This is a genomic window from Streptomyces sp. NPDC017979, from assembly GCF_044328175.1.
Taxonomy (GTDB): domain Bacteria; phylum Actinomycetota; class Actinomycetes; order Streptomycetales; family Streptomycetaceae; genus Streptomyces.
Genome location: NZ_JBIRGU010000012.1, coordinates 34884 through 52535 on the forward strand (window position 1 = coordinate 34884; position 17652 = coordinate 52535).

The 17652-nt window shown below is 68.9% G+C and carries 17 protein-coding genes and 2 pseudogenes; 9 read left to right on the forward strand and 10 right to left on the reverse strand.

The annotated features are described in order from the left end of the window. Positions 1 to 118: 118 nt before the first annotated feature. Positions 119 to 322, forward strand: a complete 204-nt coding sequence (locus tag ACH4E8_RS26750) for a hypothetical protein (RefSeq protein WP_398453030.1) — start codon at positions 119 to 121, stop codon at positions 320 to 322. 49 nt (positions 323 to 371) lie between these two features. On the opposite strand, the pseudogene ACH4E8_RS26755 reads toward ACH4E8_RS26750, so the two are convergent. Beyond that, positions 372 to 452, reverse strand: a pseudogene (locus tag ACH4E8_RS26755) (hypothetical protein); the annotation flags it as partial. 138 nt (positions 453 to 590) lie between these two features. Here ACH4E8_RS26755 and ACH4E8_RS26760 point away from each other — a divergent pair. Continuing rightward, positions 591 to 1073 carry a hypothetical protein gene (locus ACH4E8_RS26760; protein WP_398452639.1) on the forward strand — a complete coding sequence of 161 codons (483 nt, stop codon included), beginning with the start codon at positions 591 to 593 and terminating at the stop codon, positions 1071 to 1073. A gap of 459 nt (positions 1074 to 1532) precedes the next feature. Here ACH4E8_RS26760 and ACH4E8_RS26765 read toward each other — a convergent pair whose 3' ends face one another. Both ACH4E8_RS26765 and ACH4E8_RS26770 read right to left on the reverse strand, forming a co-directional pair. Further along, positions 1533 to 2564, reverse strand: coding sequence for a hypothetical protein (locus ACH4E8_RS26765; protein ID WP_398452642.1), 1032 nt, complete (start codon positions 2562 to 2564; stop codon positions 1533 to 1535). Between the two features lie 129 nt (positions 2565 to 2693). Next, positions 2694 to 3014, reverse strand: a complete 321-nt coding sequence (locus ACH4E8_RS26770; RefSeq protein ID WP_398452643.1) for a hypothetical protein — start codon at positions 3012 to 3014, stop codon at positions 2694 to 2696. A 171-nt stretch (positions 3015 to 3185) separates the two neighbouring features. On the opposite strand from ACH4E8_RS26770, the gene ACH4E8_RS26775 reads away from it, so the two are divergent. After that, positions 3186 to 3746, forward strand: coding sequence for a hypothetical protein (locus ACH4E8_RS26775; RefSeq protein ID WP_398452645.1), 561 nt, complete (start codon positions 3186 to 3188; stop codon positions 3744 to 3746). On the opposite strand, the pseudogene ACH4E8_RS26780 reads toward ACH4E8_RS26775, so the two are convergent. The 4 genes and pseudogenes from ACH4E8_RS26780 to ACH4E8_RS26795 form a co-directional block, all read right to left on the reverse strand. Next, a pseudogene (locus ACH4E8_RS26780) lies at positions 3718 to 4459 on the reverse strand (PP2C family protein-serine/threonine phosphatase); the annotation flags it as partial. The gene ACH4E8_RS26775 and the pseudogene ACH4E8_RS26780 overlap by 29 nt on opposite strands. Before the next feature lie 982 nt (positions 4460 to 5441). After that, positions 5442 to 6209: a class I SAM-dependent methyltransferase gene (locus ACH4E8_RS26785; RefSeq protein WP_398452648.1), complete on the reverse strand. Its 768-nt coding sequence runs from the start codon at positions 6207 to 6209 to the stop codon at positions 5442 to 5444. 601 nt (positions 6210 to 6810) lie between these two features. Next, on the reverse strand, positions 6811 to 7779 hold the full coding sequence (locus ACH4E8_RS26790; protein ID WP_398452650.1) for a hypothetical protein: 969 nt from the start codon (positions 7777 to 7779) through the stop codon (positions 6811 to 6813). Between the two features lie 468 nt (positions 7780 to 8247). After that, on the reverse strand, positions 8248 to 8436 hold the full coding sequence (locus tag ACH4E8_RS26795) for a hypothetical protein (RefSeq protein WP_398452651.1): 189 nt from the start codon (positions 8434 to 8436) through the stop codon (positions 8248 to 8250). An 86-nt stretch (positions 8437 to 8522) separates the two neighbouring features. Here ACH4E8_RS26795 and ACH4E8_RS26800 point away from each other — a divergent pair, with 86 nt between their 5' ends. Further along, complete coding sequence (locus tag ACH4E8_RS26800; protein ID WP_398452653.1) at positions 8523 to 9380, forward strand: hypothetical protein; 858 nt, start codon at positions 8523 to 8525, stop codon at positions 9378 to 9380. 80 nt (positions 9381 to 9460) lie between these two features. Continuing rightward, the gene (locus tag ACH4E8_RS26805) at positions 9461 to 10054 is read left to right on the forward strand and encodes a hypothetical protein (protein ID WP_398452655.1); all 594 of its coding nucleotides are present in this window, start codon (positions 9461 to 9463) and stop codon (positions 10052 to 10054) included. Between the two features lie 238 nt (positions 10055 to 10292). On the opposite strand, the gene ACH4E8_RS26810 is transcribed toward ACH4E8_RS26805, so the two are convergent. From ACH4E8_RS26810 to ACH4E8_RS26820, 3 genes are all read right to left on the reverse strand, one after another. Beyond that, on the reverse strand, positions 10293 to 11096 hold the full coding sequence (locus ACH4E8_RS26810) for a methyltransferase domain-containing protein (RefSeq protein WP_398452657.1): 804 nt from the start codon (positions 11094 to 11096) through the stop codon (positions 10293 to 10295). 179 nt (positions 11097 to 11275) lie between these two features. Then, positions 11276 to 11509 (reverse strand): hypothetical protein, encoded by a 234-nt coding sequence (locus ACH4E8_RS26815; RefSeq protein ID WP_398452658.1) that lies wholly within the window; start codon positions 11507 to 11509, stop codon positions 11276 to 11278. 638 nt (positions 11510 to 12147) lie between these two features. Next, positions 12148 to 13284 carry a PQQ-dependent sugar dehydrogenase gene (locus tag ACH4E8_RS26820; protein WP_398452659.1) on the reverse strand — a complete coding sequence of 379 codons (1137 nt, stop codon included), beginning with the start codon at positions 13282 to 13284 and terminating at the stop codon, positions 12148 to 12150. 1240 nt (positions 13285 to 14524) lie between these two features. On the opposite strand from ACH4E8_RS26820, the gene ACH4E8_RS26825 reads away from it, so the two are divergent. The 4 genes from ACH4E8_RS26825 (at position 14525) to ACH4E8_RS26840 (ending at position 17638) form a co-directional block, all read left to right on the forward strand. Then, a complete protein-coding gene (locus tag ACH4E8_RS26825) occupies positions 14525 to 15034 on the forward strand; it encodes a hypothetical protein (RefSeq protein WP_398452661.1) in 510 nt (169 codons plus the stop codon). 51 nt (positions 15035 to 15085) lie between these two features. Next, positions 15086 to 15439 carry a hypothetical protein gene (locus ACH4E8_RS26830; RefSeq protein WP_398452662.1) on the forward strand — a complete coding sequence of 118 codons (354 nt, stop codon included), beginning with the start codon at positions 15086 to 15088 and terminating at the stop codon, positions 15437 to 15439. A 187-nt stretch (positions 15440 to 15626) separates the two neighbouring features. Beyond that, the gene (locus ACH4E8_RS26835) at positions 15627 to 16772 is read left to right on the forward strand and encodes an acyl-CoA dehydrogenase family protein (RefSeq protein WP_398452664.1); all 1146 of its coding nucleotides are present in this window, start codon (positions 15627 to 15629) and stop codon (positions 16770 to 16772) included. Positions 16773 to 16879: 107 nt separating this feature from the next. Further along, a complete protein-coding gene (locus tag ACH4E8_RS26840) occupies positions 16880 to 17638 on the forward strand; it encodes an SDR family NAD(P)-dependent oxidoreductase (protein WP_398452666.1) in 759 nt (252 codons plus the stop codon). The last annotated feature ends 14 nt before the right edge of the window (positions 17639 to 17652 follow it).

The following is a 17652-nucleotide window of genomic DNA, read 5'->3' on the forward strand; positions in this document are numbered from 1 at the left end:
ACCGTCCCGTGACCCGCTTCACCGTCGGCCTGCGGATCTCGTTCTTGCGCTCGCACAGGAGAGGCACGCGCAGCCCAGCCCGGGCCCACGCGGCGGCGATGCCTCCGGCAACGTAGATGTGTTCGTCTGGGTTGCGTGCGAGGGACTGGACGACCTGTCCGGACAGCCGGTGCACATCGCGGTCCGGGAGGCAGCGAAGAAGAACGGCGCCACCACCAGGAAGCCGAAGCGGCGTCCCACCACCGTCGTACGCCGCGACGGGCGCGAACCGCTCGGGCTCGGTGCGGCGATCGGGACCCGCTGCCGTTCGGTGCGGCGATGAACTGTGCACAGGCCGCGACCAGGTCGATGAACTGGGCACTGTGCTCCATGCGCTCAAGGACCGCGGCCTGATCGTGGGTGAACTGGACCTGCTGGCGGAACCGGCCGAACTGCGCTTCGTCCCGCTGCACTGAGCCACAACAATCACTGCGCTCCTGAACAACCGCGGACGAGACGGATGTGCCAGGGTTGTTTCCGGGGTTCGGACAGGGAGAGCGAGAATCTCGTGCTTTCCACCTATCGCGAGTAAGCAGGGTTATGGGGGTGCGATGTCGGTTCGAGTGCTGGCCGGTGTGGTCGGACGGCGCAATCTGCTGCGCTACTTAGCCGTGGGGGTGGGCGCGGTCGTCGTGTCGGCCTGCAGTGGCAATGGATCTGCCGGCGGGGTGCGTGCGCAGGCCCTGCGGGCGTTCCTGGAGGGAACCTGGGAGTGGGAGGCCAACCGGGACCTCGACGTTGGGGAGCGCACCACATCCGGCAGCATCACTATCGGAGACGGCACCTGGTCTCTGCCGGTGATGTCCGGGACCTGGACCTACACCGACGGCACCCTCGACATCCTCCACGAAGGCCAGGGCAGCCACTTGAAGCTCCTGGAAGTCCCCGGAGAAGTACTGCCCAAAATGAGCAAGTCCCTTGCATGCAGCGGCGAGTTCGGAAGGGTCCAGGCCGCCTACGACGGTACGGAACTGCGGCTTTCGTTCGACGACGACAACCTGGTCCTCAAAGGCACGCGCGTACGACGGGATTGACGGGGTGGCGCGGGAAACGGCCGGGTCCGGTACGGCTGAGATTCCTCTGGACCCGCCGGTTTCCTCGTCCTGACGTACGACCCTCCGCCTGCGCCAGCCCGGACGCCGCCTGCGGTGGACCTCATGGGGGAAGAAATCAAGCGGGCTGCCACGTTGCTCGACTCGATGTCCGTCGACACCTCGTCGACCATTACACGGAGGCCCTGCACGAGGTGATCGAGACGAAGGGCTGCGGGCTCCAGCATCCCGTAGGTGCCGGCGCCCACGACGTAGGCTTGGGTCCGCCCGTCATGGAGTCGCGCGATGACTTTCGGTGGCGGCTCAGGATTCATCCGCTGAGGCTAACGCCCAGCTCAGGAACCTCCTGAGCCGGGGCAGTGTAGGCACGAGCTGGGAAGCATGGTCGAGCACCGCAGTTGGCCCCACTGGACAACTGTTGCACAACCACAGACCGGTTGCTCAGAACAAGGAGTCCCAGAAGTCCTCTTCCGGGTCAGGTTCTTCTGGGTGGAGCATGCAGCGTCTGCACCGCAGGAGTCCTGGTTCGTTGGCGCCCGAGGCAGCGCTCATCCACGGCAGGGCCTCCATGGTGCGCACGCGCTCGTTGTCGGCGAAGGTGTCGACGGTCCGGCGGAGGTCCTCCGGTGCGGATTGGTCGCTGAGGCAGAGCCAGCCGACCGCCGCTGACAGACGGGCTTCGGGGGCCTCCGCCCGGTCGTGCCACCGCTCGCGCAGCCACCTGACAGTCGGCGGGTGCGGGTGGGCCCGAGTGATCTCGGCGGTGGCCAGGAGCAGGGCGGCGCGGACCACGGCGTCGCCTTCAGTGGCGAATGCGTTGGCCAAGGCAGTCCGGATGGTGTGGGTGGGGTCGGCGGCGGTCGCCAGGACGTAGGCGGCGTCGATGCGGACGGTGGGGTCGGAGTCTCCAAGAAGGGGCAGGAGCGTGGAGGTGGCGGTGGTGATCGCGGCTCGGGCGGCGGCCACCGACCAGCCAGCCGGGTAGCCGGTCACCTCGTAGCCGTAGTCGTCGTGGGTATCGGGGGCGTGGCGCCGGGGATCGTTGCGGTGGAGGAGGAATTCCTCGCGAGAGGCGACGCCGTGGTGCCTGGCGCGGGCTGGGCTGGATAGGACAGCGAGGGCGGCGGTGCGGTGTGGGTGGTGGGCGTTGATGGCGAGAGGAATGAGGAACGGCACGGCGAGGGCGGCGGCGGCCCGGCTGTCGTCGGCGCACAGGCCCCTCAGCACACCCGTCGCGTCCACGGCTGGTTCGCCGCCAGCACGCAGGAGGGAAACCGCCTCCCGGACGTCGTGCCCATGGGGGAAGTTACCCCACGGGACGGCATCGAAGTCCAAGCCCTGTCGGGGCTCGGGCAGGATGCCAGCCACCACCGTCCGCACGTCGAACGGACCCCCCGAGAACGCGGCCAGGTCCGCCCCGTCCGTGATCTTCCAGCACATCGCGAACGTCGGATCGGTCCGCCAGTCCTTCACGTCACACCCCAACCGTCGAATCCCCGGAACTTGATCATGGCTGGCCCGGCGGCCCACCGGAAGCCTCTCGGCGGTGATCCACCGGCTCTTTCGGGGCTAAACGTCATGTACAGGGGTAAACCGGAATGCTCAAGGGGTGCCTACCGGGCTCAGTCGCAGGTAGGCGCAGGTGCGGTCGTGCAGATACCGGTCCAGGGCGGTGACGCTGCCGGGCTTGTGGCGGCGGAGGCGGAGGGAGCTCTGCAGGGTGGCGACGAGTCCCTGCCACTCAGTGTTGTAGGGCAGCCGGGCGGTGGGGACGAGGGTGAAGCGTCCGGCGATCTGCTGCCCGCGGGTGCCGTCGAACAGGCCCTCGCGTTCGACGTTGATCCCGGCACAGACGAACGTGGCCGGGATGCGTTCCGAGAAGTGCTCCAGGGTGTCGGCGACCTCGGCTCCGGCCCGGGTCATCAGCGAGATGTTGTGCAGCTCGTCGACTCTACCGACTGCAGGAGCTCGTGAACCGGCTCTGATCGACGGCACCACGGGAGCACGCCTCCACCCCTACGCCGACCTACAGCCCGCGGGCATCCGCTCCGCCGACCTCACCCGCCTCGGCCACACCAGCCCCGGGAGCGCCGGATGACCACTAGCAGCTCGCCGCGGACGCCGCGCGCGATCCTGCGCATCCACTTCCACCCTCCCGACCGCAGCGAAGGGCTCTACGAGCACCTGCTCGCCGTCCTCTGCGGGATCAGCTCCCGGATCGAGCCGCGTTCCGAGGACTTCTCCGCCTACGCCAATCTCTCCGAAGCACTGCGCTTCTTCGACCGGGACGTCACCGGCGTGGTGGACATGATCCGCCTGCGCCTCCTTGCCCTCCCCGCTAGCGCCGGAGCCGCCCCGGTATCTCGCCTTCATGGCCGCCGCGGTCACCCCGCCCGGCAGCGCCACCATCATCAACGACGATCCGTACGCGATCGCTGCCTTCCTCCGCCCCGCCCCACCGTGGCGCTCCCCGGAATCGGGCCCGCCACCGCCCGGACCCTGACCCGCTACGCCATCCGCACCGTCGGCGACATCGACGACACCCCCCTGACGACCCTGCAGCGCATCGCATCCTCGGGATCACCGCAGCCCGCTAAGCACTCGAACGCGCCCACGGCCTGGACAACCGGCCGGTGGTGCGGAACTGGCCCATGATCGAGGCGGCGGCCATGGAGTGGCCCATCACGGTGCCGACGACCAGGGCGACTCGGCTGCCGGGCAGCGGGATCGAGTCGTACCAGTCGCCGCCCACTCGTGCGGTCTCGGACGCGGGCAGGTAGCGCGAGGCCAGCTTGACCCGGTGGGCTGCGGCAGGGAGTCCGGGAGCATGGTGTGCTGGAGTGCGTCGGCGGTATGCGCCTCGCGCCCGTACAGCAATGCCTTCTCGATGACCAGTGCCGTGTACTTGGCGATCTGAGAGGCCGTGGACAGTTGGTGCGGCTTGAAGTCGGAGCGGCCGGAGTGGCGTAGGAAGACCACAGCCCCGATCACTCGGTGTCGTCGCCCTCGCAGCTGTGCCAGGATCACCTGGTAGTCGCGCGAAACGGGTTGCCTGGTGCCCAGCAACTGCAGCAGGGCGACTCGGGATGCCGCCGAGTTACCGAAGACCGGTCGCAGCCCGTGCAGCACGTCCGACAGTTCGCTCCCTACACGTACTTGACTGACCGGTGCCCGCCTTCCGACATATCTGTGCGAGCTTGCGCGCCGACGCAGGCGGAACGGGGTGATGAGGGGCTCGTCGCGAGGGGCTCGCGTAGGTAAACCAGGATCTCGTCGGCGAACACGTGTAGCGTCGGCCGGCACAGCCTCAGCGCGATCTCGTCGAGGTCGACGCCGCGCGAAATCTGGCCGGTCGCGGAGTGCAAGTACGTCGTGTGCGCAGGGGCGATTCCATCGCCTGGAAGGTTGTACGGAACAACCTCGGACAACCCGCCGGGAGGGTGCGCGAGCACGGTGCCTTCCTGGACAACCACGACCACCTTGTCTGCTTGCCGCGTCAGCTCGCGGCACCAGCCGAGGTCATCGGCGACGGTCTGCACCGCCTCATGCTGGAAGTCCAACACCTCCCGTGCCTTCTCCAGCACCTGGTCGACCGCGTCGAACGCTTCCGTCCCCTCCGGCTCGACGACGTCCGGCATCACCAACGCGGCGCTACTGGCCGAGGAGGAAGCGCTGGGACCCGAACGCAGCTGTGCTTCGAGTTCGTGGATGCGGCGGGCCGCGAGATCCGCCACGCGCTGGGCCTGGTCCCGCTCGGCCTCCGCCCGTAGAAGCTGACGCCGCAGGTCCCCTTCCTGGGCCCGGGCACGGTCGACCTCCGGCGGCTGCGGCACCGTGACGGTGAGCGCGTCCAAGCGCCGCTTCAACTCCGCCACCCGTTCCTGGGCCTGCCCCAGCATCCCGAAGAGCAGCTTCGCCATCTGCAGGGCCTGAGCGCGGGCCTGCTCGTTAGTGGTGTACGCCTGCCGAACCCAACCCAGCTCCTCCAGCGCGGCGATGGTGGCGCGCTGCGACTCCACCAGCTCACGGGCAGGCACCGCGTCCTCACAACTTCCTCTTCCATGTTGCGCGTTGGGGCGCAACCCTCCCACGCGCCAGCACTCCACCAGGCCCTCGTGACCGGTTGTCCGGTGACAACTGCGGGTTGTCACCAGAACAACCCGGCCACGCCCCCCGGACGCCGCCACCACGGTCATCGCGGCCCTGCTCGCGGGGAACACTGCCCTCCGCGAGCAGATCGCCCAACGCTCAGCCGTCGTCATCCCGCTCGACCGAACACACGCCACTCGCGAGTGAAAGTGGCTCGGAACCAGCCTGGGGCCGGCGGGCTGACATGGTGAGGTGTCGTGATCAATCCTCGTGGCGCCGACGCGCGAGATGGACGGTGATGTCGGCGGCCATCTCGACTCTGTCCGGCAGTACCTGCATGATCTGGCTGAATACCTGCTCTCGCTCCGCGGTCGGCAAGAGGAGATAAGCCGAGATGGTGGAGAGATGACCAACATAGTCGCGAGCGCTCATCGTCACGCGCCGTTCGATCACGGACTGCTGAACGCCGGTGAACCACTCAGACTGCTGCAACTCCGTACCTGGCCACTGCATCTCATGATCCGGAGGCGTCCCGTCAGGTGACGGAATCTCGTCACTCTCCAAGAATGGTGCTCGCGCCGCGCGGACAGCTTCCTCCACAGCCGGGTCAGCCAGTTGACACGGCCCGCCGCATGAGGCGAATACGCCACCCGGTTCCAGCAGCGCGGCCACGCGCGACCACCGGCTCTCCGGGTTCGTCCAATGCAGCGCTGCTGCCGCATAGACCAGCCCGTACCGTTCGCCCGGTCGCAAGTCCTCGAACGCGGCTTGCACCGTTCTGACGTTTGTCGGCACGTGCTTGCGCAGTTCGGCGAGCATGGCCCCGTCAGGTTCGGTCGCGGTGACCATGACCCCTCGTTGAGCGAACAGGCGGGTTGCCTTGCCTGTCCCAGCGCCGATCTCGAGGGCGGTCCGAACCGGGCGGCCCGCATAGGCCATCACCATGTCGAACAGCTCCACGGGATACCCAGGCCGGAACCGTTCGTATGCTTCCGCCACCACTCCGAAACTCAGCGCGCGACCAGACATGCCCAGCATCCTGACACGAGCGGCCCATGCGGTGCTTGATTTCTTCTGGGGGCACAGACGCGAGCTGATGTCTCATGAAACACATCGAAGTCTGGCGAAGGGCGGGCACCGTACCGTGCTCTGGCGCATGGAGGACGGGGTGCGGCTCCAGTCCCGCTCCTGGCGGGACGTCACCGCGGCCTACTTCGATCCCGCGTGGACGAGCAGTTCCCCACCCACCGGACCCGCGCCGCCCTCTCGCCACACCGAGGGAGGGCGGCTTCGTCGTACGGTGGCGCGCGCCACGAACGCCCCATCACCAGCCGCCCGCACGCGGCGCACCCTACGACGTGCTCGTGAGCCATCCGGCGTGGACGACGCCGGGCGACGGGCGTACCGGCACCTTCTCCCGCAGACCGGTGAACTGGTCGAGGACCTGGCGGGCGAGCGTCAGGTCCTCGACCGCCTCAACGACACGGGGACGTCAAGGCCGGAGCATGCCATCCGCAGCCGCATGGAGGAACCGAGGCACGGGGGTGACCTACTCGAACGGGCTGAGACGGTCACCCGACACCGGCTGGGTCGGTGGTCAGGCCGCGGCGCACACGGCCGGCACAAGAATTCACTGGAAAACGGTTTCGTGCAGGTGCCTTGGGTCGGTGGTGCAGGTGAAGACGCTCATCGTCCCGCGGGCCGGTGAAACGCCAGTCGGAGCGTTCGCACCCTTCACCCTGACCAACTCACGGTCCTCGACGGGGACCCAGCTCTGCGAACCGGCGTCCCACTCCCGGTCCGTGGCCGTCAACAGCAGGCGCATGGGCGTGCCGCAGGAGGAGCAGACCACGGGGGTGGGGCCGGTGAGGTGCCAGGAGGCGAAGCCGCCGACCTTCCACCCGGGCGCGATCGACAGGTCACCGGTGTAGGTGACGACGGCGTCGGCGCTTTGCTCGGCGGCGCGCATCGCCGCTTCGTACTCCTCGTACGTCGCGTAACTCGCCGGCGCAGCGGTGCCGTCCGTCGCGTCGTCGGCGGCCTCCTCCAGGCTTTCCTCCCACTCCTCGACGGCTTCCTGCAACTCGTCGTCCAAGTGTTGGATGTGCTCGTGCTCCGCGACCTGTTCAGGGTGGAGCACGCACTCGTTGGGTAGCCCGTGGGCGCGGCCGATGACAACCGGTTCGGGCCGGTCGTGCAGGACGTCCCTCACGTCCGCCGAGCGCCGCCACTGGAGCACGACGTCGAAGGCGTTGCCGCGGGGGCCGTGCGCCTCGGCGGGGCACCACAGCACCTGGAGGAGATCGCACCCGTCGGGCCCCACCAGAGCGGGGACGTCCCGCGTGAACAACTGTGCGAGGGCGACCAGCGGGATCGGATCGCGCTCGCCGAGGTGCGGCGCGTACGGTCCGGGGACGAGGGAGGCCAACTCCGCCCGCTCGGCGTCGGTCAGTCCCTGCGGGGCCTCTCGCCCCCATGCCTCGGCGAGGATCGCCCGCTCCCGGCGCACGTCGGCCGGCCGGTACCCGGTGGTCCGGTCGTGCGGCACCGTGCACACCGGCCACGGCTCGTCCGCCGGCCACAGAAACGGACCACCCACCGAACTATCCCCGACGCCCGGAGAGCCCAACCTCGGATGCAACCGCGCCGCCGCCCCCCGATACGCCGCGAGAGCAGGGAACACAGCCTCGATGTCCAAGGGCCGTTCAGGCGTGGTACGCGTCACGGAACTCCTGCTCCTTACCTGCTGTCACGGTGCGCGCCGTCGACGCTCCTTGAGGGCGGGGCAGCCCGCCGGTGCCGTAGACAATCGAACTGTCCAACCTATCCGCCAGGTTTCGGCCGGGGAGAGGGGTGGGGGCACGGATACCAATCCAATTCCGGGGCTGGATGCCGGGGACCTTCCCACCCACCCCTCATGGCCGCGAGTCCCTCACGATCTCCGTCCGGCCCATCACTTCGCACCGTATCCCGGACCGCTGACAATGCCGACGGTGGTGAGCGGCGCCGACCAGAGCACCCATTGTCGTCCGGTTTCACTCCGTGCAGCGGGGTTCGCCTCTCTGGATCAGTGATTCCCACCGGGCCCGGTCGGGTCCGTCGAACCGCCGGTGAAGCGAGGGTGCGTCGAGAGCCATTGCTCGATGTGTGCCCGTACGCTCGGCTGTTGGAGCACCTGGTCGGGATAGGCCATGAGGTGCCGTACCTGGGCCCGTGCTCGCATCACGACCGGGTCGTCCCAAGCGAATGCCTCCATGGCCGCAGTCTCGGGTGAGGGCAGTACGGTTTCGCCCGCCGCGCCGCACGGAGCCGTGCCGCGTACGCGTGGTCGGAGGTGACCTGGTGTTCGTACCAGGGCCGGAGTTCGCGCTCCGTCCACTGGCGATGCCGTGCGGCGAGCAGCGCGGGTTCGTCCGGGTGCTGGTCGACGAGTTCGGCGATCCACTGGGCGGTGCGCAGGGCGAGCGCGGTGCCCTGGCCGAGGGTGGAGACCTCGCCGGCTGCGTCGGCTGGATGTCCCAGGACACCGCCCACTGGCCCGCAGCCATCCGCTACCTCACCCTCGCCATCCACGCAGCCCGGGAAAGCGGCGACCGCAACCTCACCGCCCACCTCCTGCAATGCCTCGCCCGCGTCTGGGGCTACCTCAGCCACCCCGACACCGCCGCCGACTGCATCGCCCTCGCCCTCTACGGCACCCGCAACTCCGCCCACCCCGTCCTGCGCGCCGGACTCCACTGCCTCGCCGCCCGCTTCGCCGCCCTCCAAGGCGACACCCCCGAAGCCCTCCGCAACATCCGCGACGCCCAAGAAATCTTCCACCGGTCCACAACCGAACCCCTACCGCCCTACACCACCTACCTCGACCAGGCCGAACTCTCCTCCACCCTCGGCGAAGTCCTCCTCTTCCTCGCCCGAACCAGCAAGCAACCAGGCCACGCCCACTCCGCCGCCGACCACCGCGACCCCGCGCGAGCCCGCTCCCGCGCCTTCAACGCCGCACGCGCCCTCCTCGTCGTCGGCGACCTCGACGGCGCCGTCCACATCGGACACCGCGCACTCGACGTCGGCCGCGCCGTCGACTCCGCCCCCGTCCAACGCCGATTCCAAGACCTCGCCCGCGAAGCCGAACCCCACACCACCGAACCCGCGATTCGCGACCTGTGTGACCAGCTCAGTAGCACCAGGCGACCCCGCTGACACCACACAGGCCCGACGACCGGCATCCACGACGCACGACCCCGTGTCGCCCAGCCGGCCACCGCCCCCCTTGGAGGAGCGTGGAACGCCGACCCCTCCTCACCCTCTCCTTCGCCACCACCGCCACCAACACCCCGCTGACCCGCTGGCTCGCCCCACCCGCCGACGACACGCCACCTCGACACCGCCACGGCCACCGCGTCGGCCGCGCCGACGTCACCGACCTCTGGGAAGCCGCCGCCACAGCCCGCCGCGCCGACTCCCGCTACGGCGGCGGCAACTGGCGCACCTCCTCCGTCCTCACCTGCCTCCAACAGACCACACCCCTGCTGCGCGGCACCTACACCGAGACGGTCGGCCAGAAACTGTTCAGAGCCGTCGCCGAACTCGCCCGCGTAGCGGCATGGACAGAAGTCGACACGGGCCGACACGGGCCAGCACAACGCCACTTCATCCAGGCACTGTGCCTCGCCCGAGCCGGTGATGACGTGCAGGCGGGCGCCTACGCCACCGCCAGCCTGCAGCAATTCCTCCTCGGCCACACAGCCGACGCGGTGGAGATGGCCGAGTCCGCCAACGAGGGAGCCCGGCACGTGGCGGCCCCCAGGACGCCGGCCGGGCCCTGGTCGAGTCCTGCGGACCGGGGGACCTGTGGACCGAACGCGTGGAGCTGACCACGCCCTGGGTCGACGCGGGCCGCCCCGGACCCGGCGTCTACACCCTGACCGTCAGCTCTTTCGGCACTCACCTGCTCAAGCGCATGGGAGGATCCCACATGTCCTGGACACTGTGACCCAACGACGCACGAAGTGATCCACCGACCCACCAGCCCGTTCCGCGGTGTGCTACCACGGCACCCCGGATATGGCCTTCACCGTGTTCTGGGTCGTGTCCAGGGGGGCGGACGGGGCGTCAGGCGGCGGGAGCGCGGGCGGTGATGATCTCCACCGACATGATTCCCTCTTCGCCCAGAGCGGAGGTGATCCGGCAGAGGCGTTCCATCAGCGCGGTGGGTTCTTCCCCGATGCGCTGGGCGAGATCATCACGATTGCGGGCGAGATTGAGAAGCTGCGCGGCGTAGGTGGGGCGGACATGAGCTTTGATGTCGTGCACGGATACGCCGGTGAAGCCCTCGGCTGCCAAAAGCGCCGCCCAGGTGTCACTGGTGATGAACGAGACGGGGATCAGGCGGTTGACCTCGGCCCATCGCCCGGGGTCAGCTCCGCGGGAGGTCAGCACATCCTCCAGCACCAGCCGCCCGCTCGGCACCAGTACACGACGGATCTCCCTCAGCGCCGCGGTCTTGTCCTCGAAGTGACAGGCGGACTCCATCAACAGGGCGGCATCAAAACTCGCATCGGGATAGGGCAGGGCGGCCACGTCGGCGACCTGGAATCCCACCCGGCCGGCCAGGCCCGCCTCTGCTGCCGCGGCTGTCGCGGTGGAGATCTGGAATGCGCTGACCGACACCCCCTCGGCGTGGGCACCGGTCGCCGCGGCGAGCCGCAGTGCCGCCCGGCCCCGCCCGCACCCCACATCCAGCAGCCGCTGAGCGGCGTCCAGTCCCGTGGCCAGCCCGACCACATCGATCATCCGGTCCTGCGCCTGCTCCAAGGACACCGACACATCATTCGGATCGTCCCAGTACCCGTGGTGCGTGGACTTGCCCAGCGCGGCCTCCCACGCCAGCTCCGTGGCATCGTAGAACGCGCCCACGGCCTGAGCGACCCCTTCGACAGCCGCCGTGCCACCCTCACTGTCTGCCGACAACCTTGGTACCGCCCTTCGGTCTCCGGTGCTGGGCAGCCCATCGTCTGCCGTTGTTCCGGCACGGCCAAGGGCGCACACAAGCAGCACAGGAGCAGCCGGACGGCCCACACGCCCCCACCCACGTGCTAGTCGTCGTCCCCGAGGTACTCCCGGGCCGTATCGAGGAACGCCGCCCGGGCTGCCGTGGCCTGCCGGCCAGACTCGTCGAGCCAGCGCTCCTGCAGCAGCAGGTGGTCCCCGTCGTCCAGGACCAGCTCCACCAGCTCCCGGTGGTACTCCGGTACGGCGAGCAGCGCTTCCTCCAGGCGGTGTTCGGCGGCGGCGAGGCCGTCGCCGTTCCCGTCGAGGCCGACGTGCACTCCGGAGGGTGTGCCAGGCTGGCATAGCCACTCCGGGGGGAGTGCTCCCGCAGCGCTTGCACGGCGGCGAACGCCTCCCCGGCGGCCCTCAGCGGAACTCCCGCGCTCAGGCCATGAACGGGTCAACGGGGACACGGCCGCCCCATGAGGTCAACCTCTGGCTGACCCACGGCCTCCTCCCCTGATCCGGCCTGCTGCGACGGCCCGGACGGGCCGTCGCACAGGTAGGCGTGGCCCTGGCGGATGAGGGGGGGGCGGGGTGGTCGTGCTGGCCGGGCATCCTGCGCGACTCGCCGTCACCTGCTTCGGTGTCGGCGCGGAGATCGAAGTCTCCGGGTCTCTCCGAACGGGAGCGGCCAGGGCAGCTGTCCGTCAGCAGGCCGGGCGGTGCAGGACGGCGAGGCGGTCACGGTCGTCGAGGCTCGGCGATTCGGTGCAGGAAGCGACCAGCCCGTCCCCCGAGGCGAGAGCCGCACGGGTGTTGTTCTCGACCCGGGACGCGAAGTCCTCCAGCAGCCACTTCGGGCCCTGGAGCGTCCACGTCGGTGCGGTGACCCGTGCTGTTCATCTTCTTGGAGCAATGAGATCTCGGTCGGACGGTGGCCGTCCGACCGAGATCTCAAGGACGGTCGGCCGTCCTACGCCGGATCGATGCGGGACACGCTGCCGCCGATGGCGAGCACGTACAACTCGCCGTCGCCGTCCTGGACGAACGAGATGACTTCGCCGCCGTTGACTCCGAGGTCGCTCTGGCCGGTCACCTTGCCGTTGCGCATCTGCAGAGCGCGGACGGTTCCGTCGCAGTAGTCGCTGAAGAGGTACTGCCCCTTGAGGCCCGGGATCTCATCCCCCCGGTAGACGTATCCGCCGGTGACCGAGCAGCCCAGCCCGTTGCGGTCGTATTCGTAGACCGGCGGCACATGGTTGGCGGGCTCGGGCCGCCCTCGGAACGGGTGGGTGCCCTCCATCTGGGACCAGCCGTAGTTCTCGCCGCCCTTGCTCCGTCCGGACGCCCAGTCGATCTCTTCCCAGTCGTTCTGGCCGACGTCGCCAATCAGCATGTCGCCCGTGCGTGCGTCGAAGGAGAACCGCCACGGGTTGCGCAGCCCGTAGGCCCAGATCTCGTCCCTTGCGTTCGGGTCGTTGACGAACGGGTTGTCCGGCGGGATCGCGTACGGCTTGCCGCCGGTCGGGTCGATCCGCAGCACCTTGCCGAGCAGCGTGTCGAGATTCTGACCGTAGCCGTGCGGGTCGCCCCCCGCGCCGCCGTCACCGAAGGCGATGTAGAGGTATCCGTCGGGGCCGAACTTGATATCACCGCCGTTGTGGTTCGAGTACGGCTGCGTCTGGGTGAGTACGGTGCGCCGGGTCTCTGGCTGGATCTTGCCGCGCTTCACGGCGAACTCGTCGATGGTGCTGGTGCCTTCGAGGTTGGTGAACGAGATGTAGAAGTGTTTGAAGTTCTTGTCGAACGCGATGCCCAGCAGGCCGCGTTCGCCCTCGACCGTGGTCTCGCGGGATATGTCGAGGACCGGTTTGCCGAGCCCCCTCTCACCCAGGACTCGCACGGTGCCCGCGCGTTCGGCTATCCAGACGGTGCCGTCGGGACCGGCGGCACCGGCGATGGGGTTCTTGGCTGTGGCCACTTGCGTGAGCACGGCCTTCGTCTGTTGATGTTCGGCGACGGGCTCGTCGGCGGACGCCGTGGTCAGAGCGAGGGACGCGATGAGACAGATGGTGCCGATGATCGCCGAGCTTCTGGTGTGAATTTTCACCGTAAGCCTCCTGGAGGCGGCGAGTGGGGAGGTCACCCGGCTGCCAGGGCATGGTGCTGCTGGGGGATGCCCGTGCGCCAGCACGCAACTGGGTGTGGGGGTGTGCCGCTGGCTACGGTTGAGGATACGGGGACGGTGCGGCCTGGCGTAGACCAATACCCGATCCACCACAGGCTCCATACCCGATGAAAGCTCCTATAGCGGCAAAAACCCCTGCCGGACTTCCCCGACGGGGCGTCGCAGTCGAGGCGGGCAGCACGAACGGCGCCCCCAGATCCGGTGAGGGTGAGGCGCTGTGACCTCGACCTCACTCAGGTTCAGTGGACCGTCTCCTCCTACAGCGGAGGCGGAGGCGACTGCGTTTAGGAGGTCGGCGGTCGGAACCAGATGGGATTCAGCTCCGGGTACCTGATCGCACCGCCTCTGGTGCTCACGGCCGCCCATCTCCTTGAGAGGTGGAACCGGCCCGCGCTTCGGTGCGGGTGACTCTGACCGGCCGATCGGCACCCTGGCCGCCCGATGGGGCTTCCCCCTGCCGACCGAGTTCAGCCGGGCCTTCCGGGCCGTCTACGGGCTGAGCCCGAGCGAGTGCCGCGCCCGGGAGACAGGCGGTGCGGGATCCGCACGGAATCACAACCCGTCGCGCACGCGCGCACAGGGCGGGCCGACGGGTCCGCAGCACCATGGAGGCACCGAAGACCACCCCTGAGGGACGGGCTAAGCAACCATGCTGAAGAGCTTGCACCGCAACCAGAACGGCACGTCCTGGGCCAACGGGTACTCCAGAAGGTGACCCACGTCCAGGTCTCGATCACGAACGGCGCCGAACACCACGACCCGAACGGCTGCAGCGCCTGGAGCTCACCGACGCGGCCCGCCTCCGCGCGGCGCTGAAGCCACGGCCCGTCCGGCGCTCCTCCCGGCAGTACCCCGGCCGTAGGCCGAACTCGTGGCCCCCCGCCCGTACGCACCGGCGCCGCCAGAGGCGAGTGGGCGCGGTGCGCTCCACCGGGCCGTTGGGTGGACCGGTGGCTGCGGGGTGGCAGTGACCCTCCGCCAACTGCAAGACGCAGTTCAAAGGGCTGGTGTGACCGATCCCCGGGGAACTCTTGCTGGTCGTGGGCGGAAGCCCGCGGAGAAGATCGTTTGTCAGCATGGTTGAGCCGAAGAGAAAGGCGATGCAGCAGCGTCCGCGGATGTGCGAGCCTTCTGTCCCCAGACGCCGACCGAGAAGACTCTGATGACCCGCGATGATGCCCTCAAGCAGCTCGGCCACATCGCGCGCGAGCGGGCATTCGGTCGGCATGTCGGGTCCGACCGGCTCATCCAGGTGGGTCTTGGCGCCCTCATTGCCGAGGTTGAGAGTCCCTCCCTCGCCATGCTGGCCGGCCTCCTCCGGAGCGAGGAACCCGAAGCGCCAGCGCTCTTCGACCAGGTGCTGGAGGAACTGGGACTTCTCTTCCATCCGCCCGCCGACCCTCGGGCCGCAAAGTGGGCGCTTGCCGACTGGATCGCTGGTCAGATAGCGGACGGAACCCTGGATCCCGCCACCGGCACCCACCTCATCTGGGCAGACGTCGCCTACGACCTCGGCTACCCCGAAGAGCTGCAGTCCCTCGTCTCGTGTCACTTCGACCTGGACGAATGGGAGGAGAGCTGGGACGTGTCCGTCGAGGAGCTCAACAGGGAAGCAGTCGAGGCGGCGAAGCAGTTCCTTCGCAGGAGGCCGGCAGCAGAAGCGGGGAGTTGATCGTCCGGTTCTTGCTCGCCGCGGTTCGGCCGCCTCCCACGGTTCCCGTGCATGCTGGATCCCGAACTGCTGGAACGGATCACTACGTGCCGTGCAGACCTGGACGAACTCGAAGAACACCTGGCCAAACAACTTGTCGAACGCGTTGGACTGGGTGGCGAGGCCGGCTCCGTGCCGTTCCATGGTGCGGATGAAGCCGTCCATGACCTTGTGGTCGAAGGCGTCCATGTGGCGGCTGCCCAGGGCCGGGTGGAGGTGGTGCTCCAGCAGCGACTCGATCTGCCGGCCCGCTGTGTTGCGATACCTGATCGTGTAGGGGTGGGGGCAGCGAGACCATCCGGTCTTGGGGTGTTCGCAGTCCTTGAAGAAGCCGCCCATGCCGTATGGGCTCCACCACGACAGTGAGCGCAGGCCCGCGCTGTCGAGGTCGAGCCGACGGCGAGGCGGAGCGCTCGGCTCGTTGACGTGTGGGCGTCGGTGCGGGCGTGGGTTCGGACCCCTTCCGCCGGGGCGGCCTGACGGTGGAAACTAAGCGCTTGCATAGTTACTATGCGATTGCTTAGTCAGGCTTGTCGCCGCCGAGGGGAGAACCATGCGACGCGTCCTGTTCAACGCTGATCACGATGCCTTCAGGTCCGCAGTTCGGACGTTCGTCGACCGGGAACTGCAGCCCCGACAGGAGCAGTTCATCCGGGAGCGTTCCATCGACCGGTCCGTGTGGCTGTCCGCCGGCGCACAGGGGCTGCTGGGTCTTCTCGTGCCTGCGCAGTACGGAGGTGCGGGGGCCGGGGACTACCGGTTCAGCGTGGTCTGGAGCGAGGAACTCGCCAGGCTCTCCGTCGCGTTCGCGTCCTCCTTCACCATCCATTCCGAGGTGGTGGCCCCCTACCTGGTGGAGCTGGGGACGGCCGAGCAGCGCGAGCGCTGGCTGCCGCGGTTCTGTGCCGGGGAGTTGCGGACGGCGATCGCGATGACGGAGCCGTCGGCCGGGTCCGATCTCGCGGCGTTGCGCAGCACCGCCGTGCGGGACGGTTCGGACTGGGTCCTGAGCGGGTCCAAGACCTTCATCACCAACGGCTTCGGGGCGGATCTGGTGGTCGTCGCCGCTCGTACGGGTCCGGAGAAGCGCGCCAAGGGCATCACCCTCTTCGCGGTGGAGGCAGGGATGCCGGGGTTCGAGCGTGGACGGAAGCTGGAGAAGGTCGGGCAGCCCGAGGCGGACACCGCCGAGTTGTTCTTCGACCGGGTTCGGTTGCCCGCCGAGAACGTCATCGGCGAGGTGGGCCGCGGCTTCGTGCACATGATGGAGCGGCTGCCGCAGGAGCGGATCGGCGCCGCCGTCACCAACGTCGCCCACGCCGCGCAGATCCTCGCCGAGACCGTCGCCTACACCAAGGAGCGCCGCGCCTTCGGGCAGCCGGTCGGGTCCTTCCAGTACAACAAGTTCCGCCTGGCCGAGTTGGTCACTTCCGTCGAGGTCACCCAGGCGTTCGTCGACCGGTGCGTGGCCGCGCACGCGGCGGGCGAGCTGACCGCGGTGGACGCGGCCAAGGCCAAGTGGTGGTCGGCACAGGTGCAGAACGAGGTCATCGACGCCTGCGTCCAATTGCACGGCGGTTACGGCTACATGAGCGAGTACCGGGTCGCACGGGCCTGGCAGGACGCCCGGGTGACCAAGATCTGGGCCGGTTCGAACGAGATCATGAAGGAACTCATCGGCCGTGACCTCGGGCTGTAGCGCCCGCCGTCCGCCGCGACCCCGGGCCGCAAGCCCGCGCGGACCGCACGGCGGAGCGGACCGCCGCCACCCATCCGAAGCTCGACACGACCCAGGGGGGTCAACTCGTGAGCATTCTCGACCGCTTCCGGCTCGACGGCCGCGTCGCCATCGTCACCGGAGCCTCCTCAGGGCTGGGCGTGGCCTTCGCCAAGGCGCTCGCCGAGGCCGGCGCCGACGTCGTGCTCGCCGCACGGCGCGTCGAGCGGCTGGACGACACGGCGCGACTCGTGGAGGAGGCGGGGTGCCGGGCGCTGTGCGTACGGGCCGACGTCTCCTCCCCGGAGGACTGCCGGAGCGTGGCGCGGGCCGCCGCCGGGTTCGGCACCGTCGGCGTGCTCGTCAACAACGCGGGCGTGGCCGAAGCGGTGCCGGCCAGTCGCGAGCGTCCCGAGGAGTTCCGGGGCGTGCTGGACGTCAACCTCTTCGGCGCCTACTGGATGGCCCAGGCCGCCGCCGCGGTGATGCCGCGGGGAGGGTCGATCGTCAACGTCTCCAGCGTCCTGGGGCTCGTGTCGACGGGGCTGCCCCAGGCCGCGTACGCCTCCTCCAAGGCCGGTCTGCTCGGCCTGACCCGGGACCTCGCGGCGCAATGGAGCAGCCGCAAGGACATCCGGGTCAACGCCCTCGCCCCCGGCTACTTCGCCTCCGAGATGACGGCCCGCCAAGAACCCGGATACGTCGACGACATCGTCCGCCGCATCCCGATCCCCCGCACCGGACACCCCGAGGAGTTGGCTGCGGCGCTGCTCTTCCTCGCGTCCGACGCCTCCGGATACGTCACCGGAAGCACGCTCACGGTCGACGGGGGCCTGACCATCTCCTGAACGGGGGAGACGCA

Bases quoted from the DNA above. Each gene is read 5' to 3' on its own strand.
- ACH4E8_RS26760 (WP_398452639.1), top strand. From the start codon at position 591: ATGTCGGTTCGAGTGCTGGCCGGTGTGGTCGGACGGCGCAATCTGCTG.
- ACH4E8_RS26770 (WP_398452643.1), bottom strand. From the start codon at position 3,014: ATGACCCGGGCCGGAGCCGAGGTCGCCGACACCCTGGAGCACTTCTCG.
- ACH4E8_RS26775 (WP_398452645.1), top strand. From the start codon at position 3,186: ATGACCACTAGCAGCTCGCCGCGGACGCCGCGCGCGATCCTGCGCATC.
- ACH4E8_RS26785 (WP_398452648.1), bottom strand. From the start codon at position 6,209: ATGTCTGGTCGCGCGCTGAGTTTCGGAGTGGTGGCGGAAGCATACGAA.
- ACH4E8_RS26795 (WP_398452651.1), bottom strand. From the start codon at position 8,436: ATGGAGGCATTCGCTTGGGACGACCCGGTCGTGATGCGAGCACGGGCC.
- ACH4E8_RS26825 (WP_398452661.1), top strand. From the start codon at position 14,525: ATGACCCGCGATGATGCCCTCAAGCAGCTCGGCCACATCGCGCGCGAG.
- ACH4E8_RS26830 (WP_398452662.1), top strand. From the start codon at position 15,086: ATGCTGGATCCCGAACTGCTGGAACGGATCACTACGTGCCGTGCAGAC.
- ACH4E8_RS26835 (WP_398452664.1), top strand. From the start codon at position 15,627: ATGCGACGCGTCCTGTTCAACGCTGATCACGATGCCTTCAGGTCCGCA.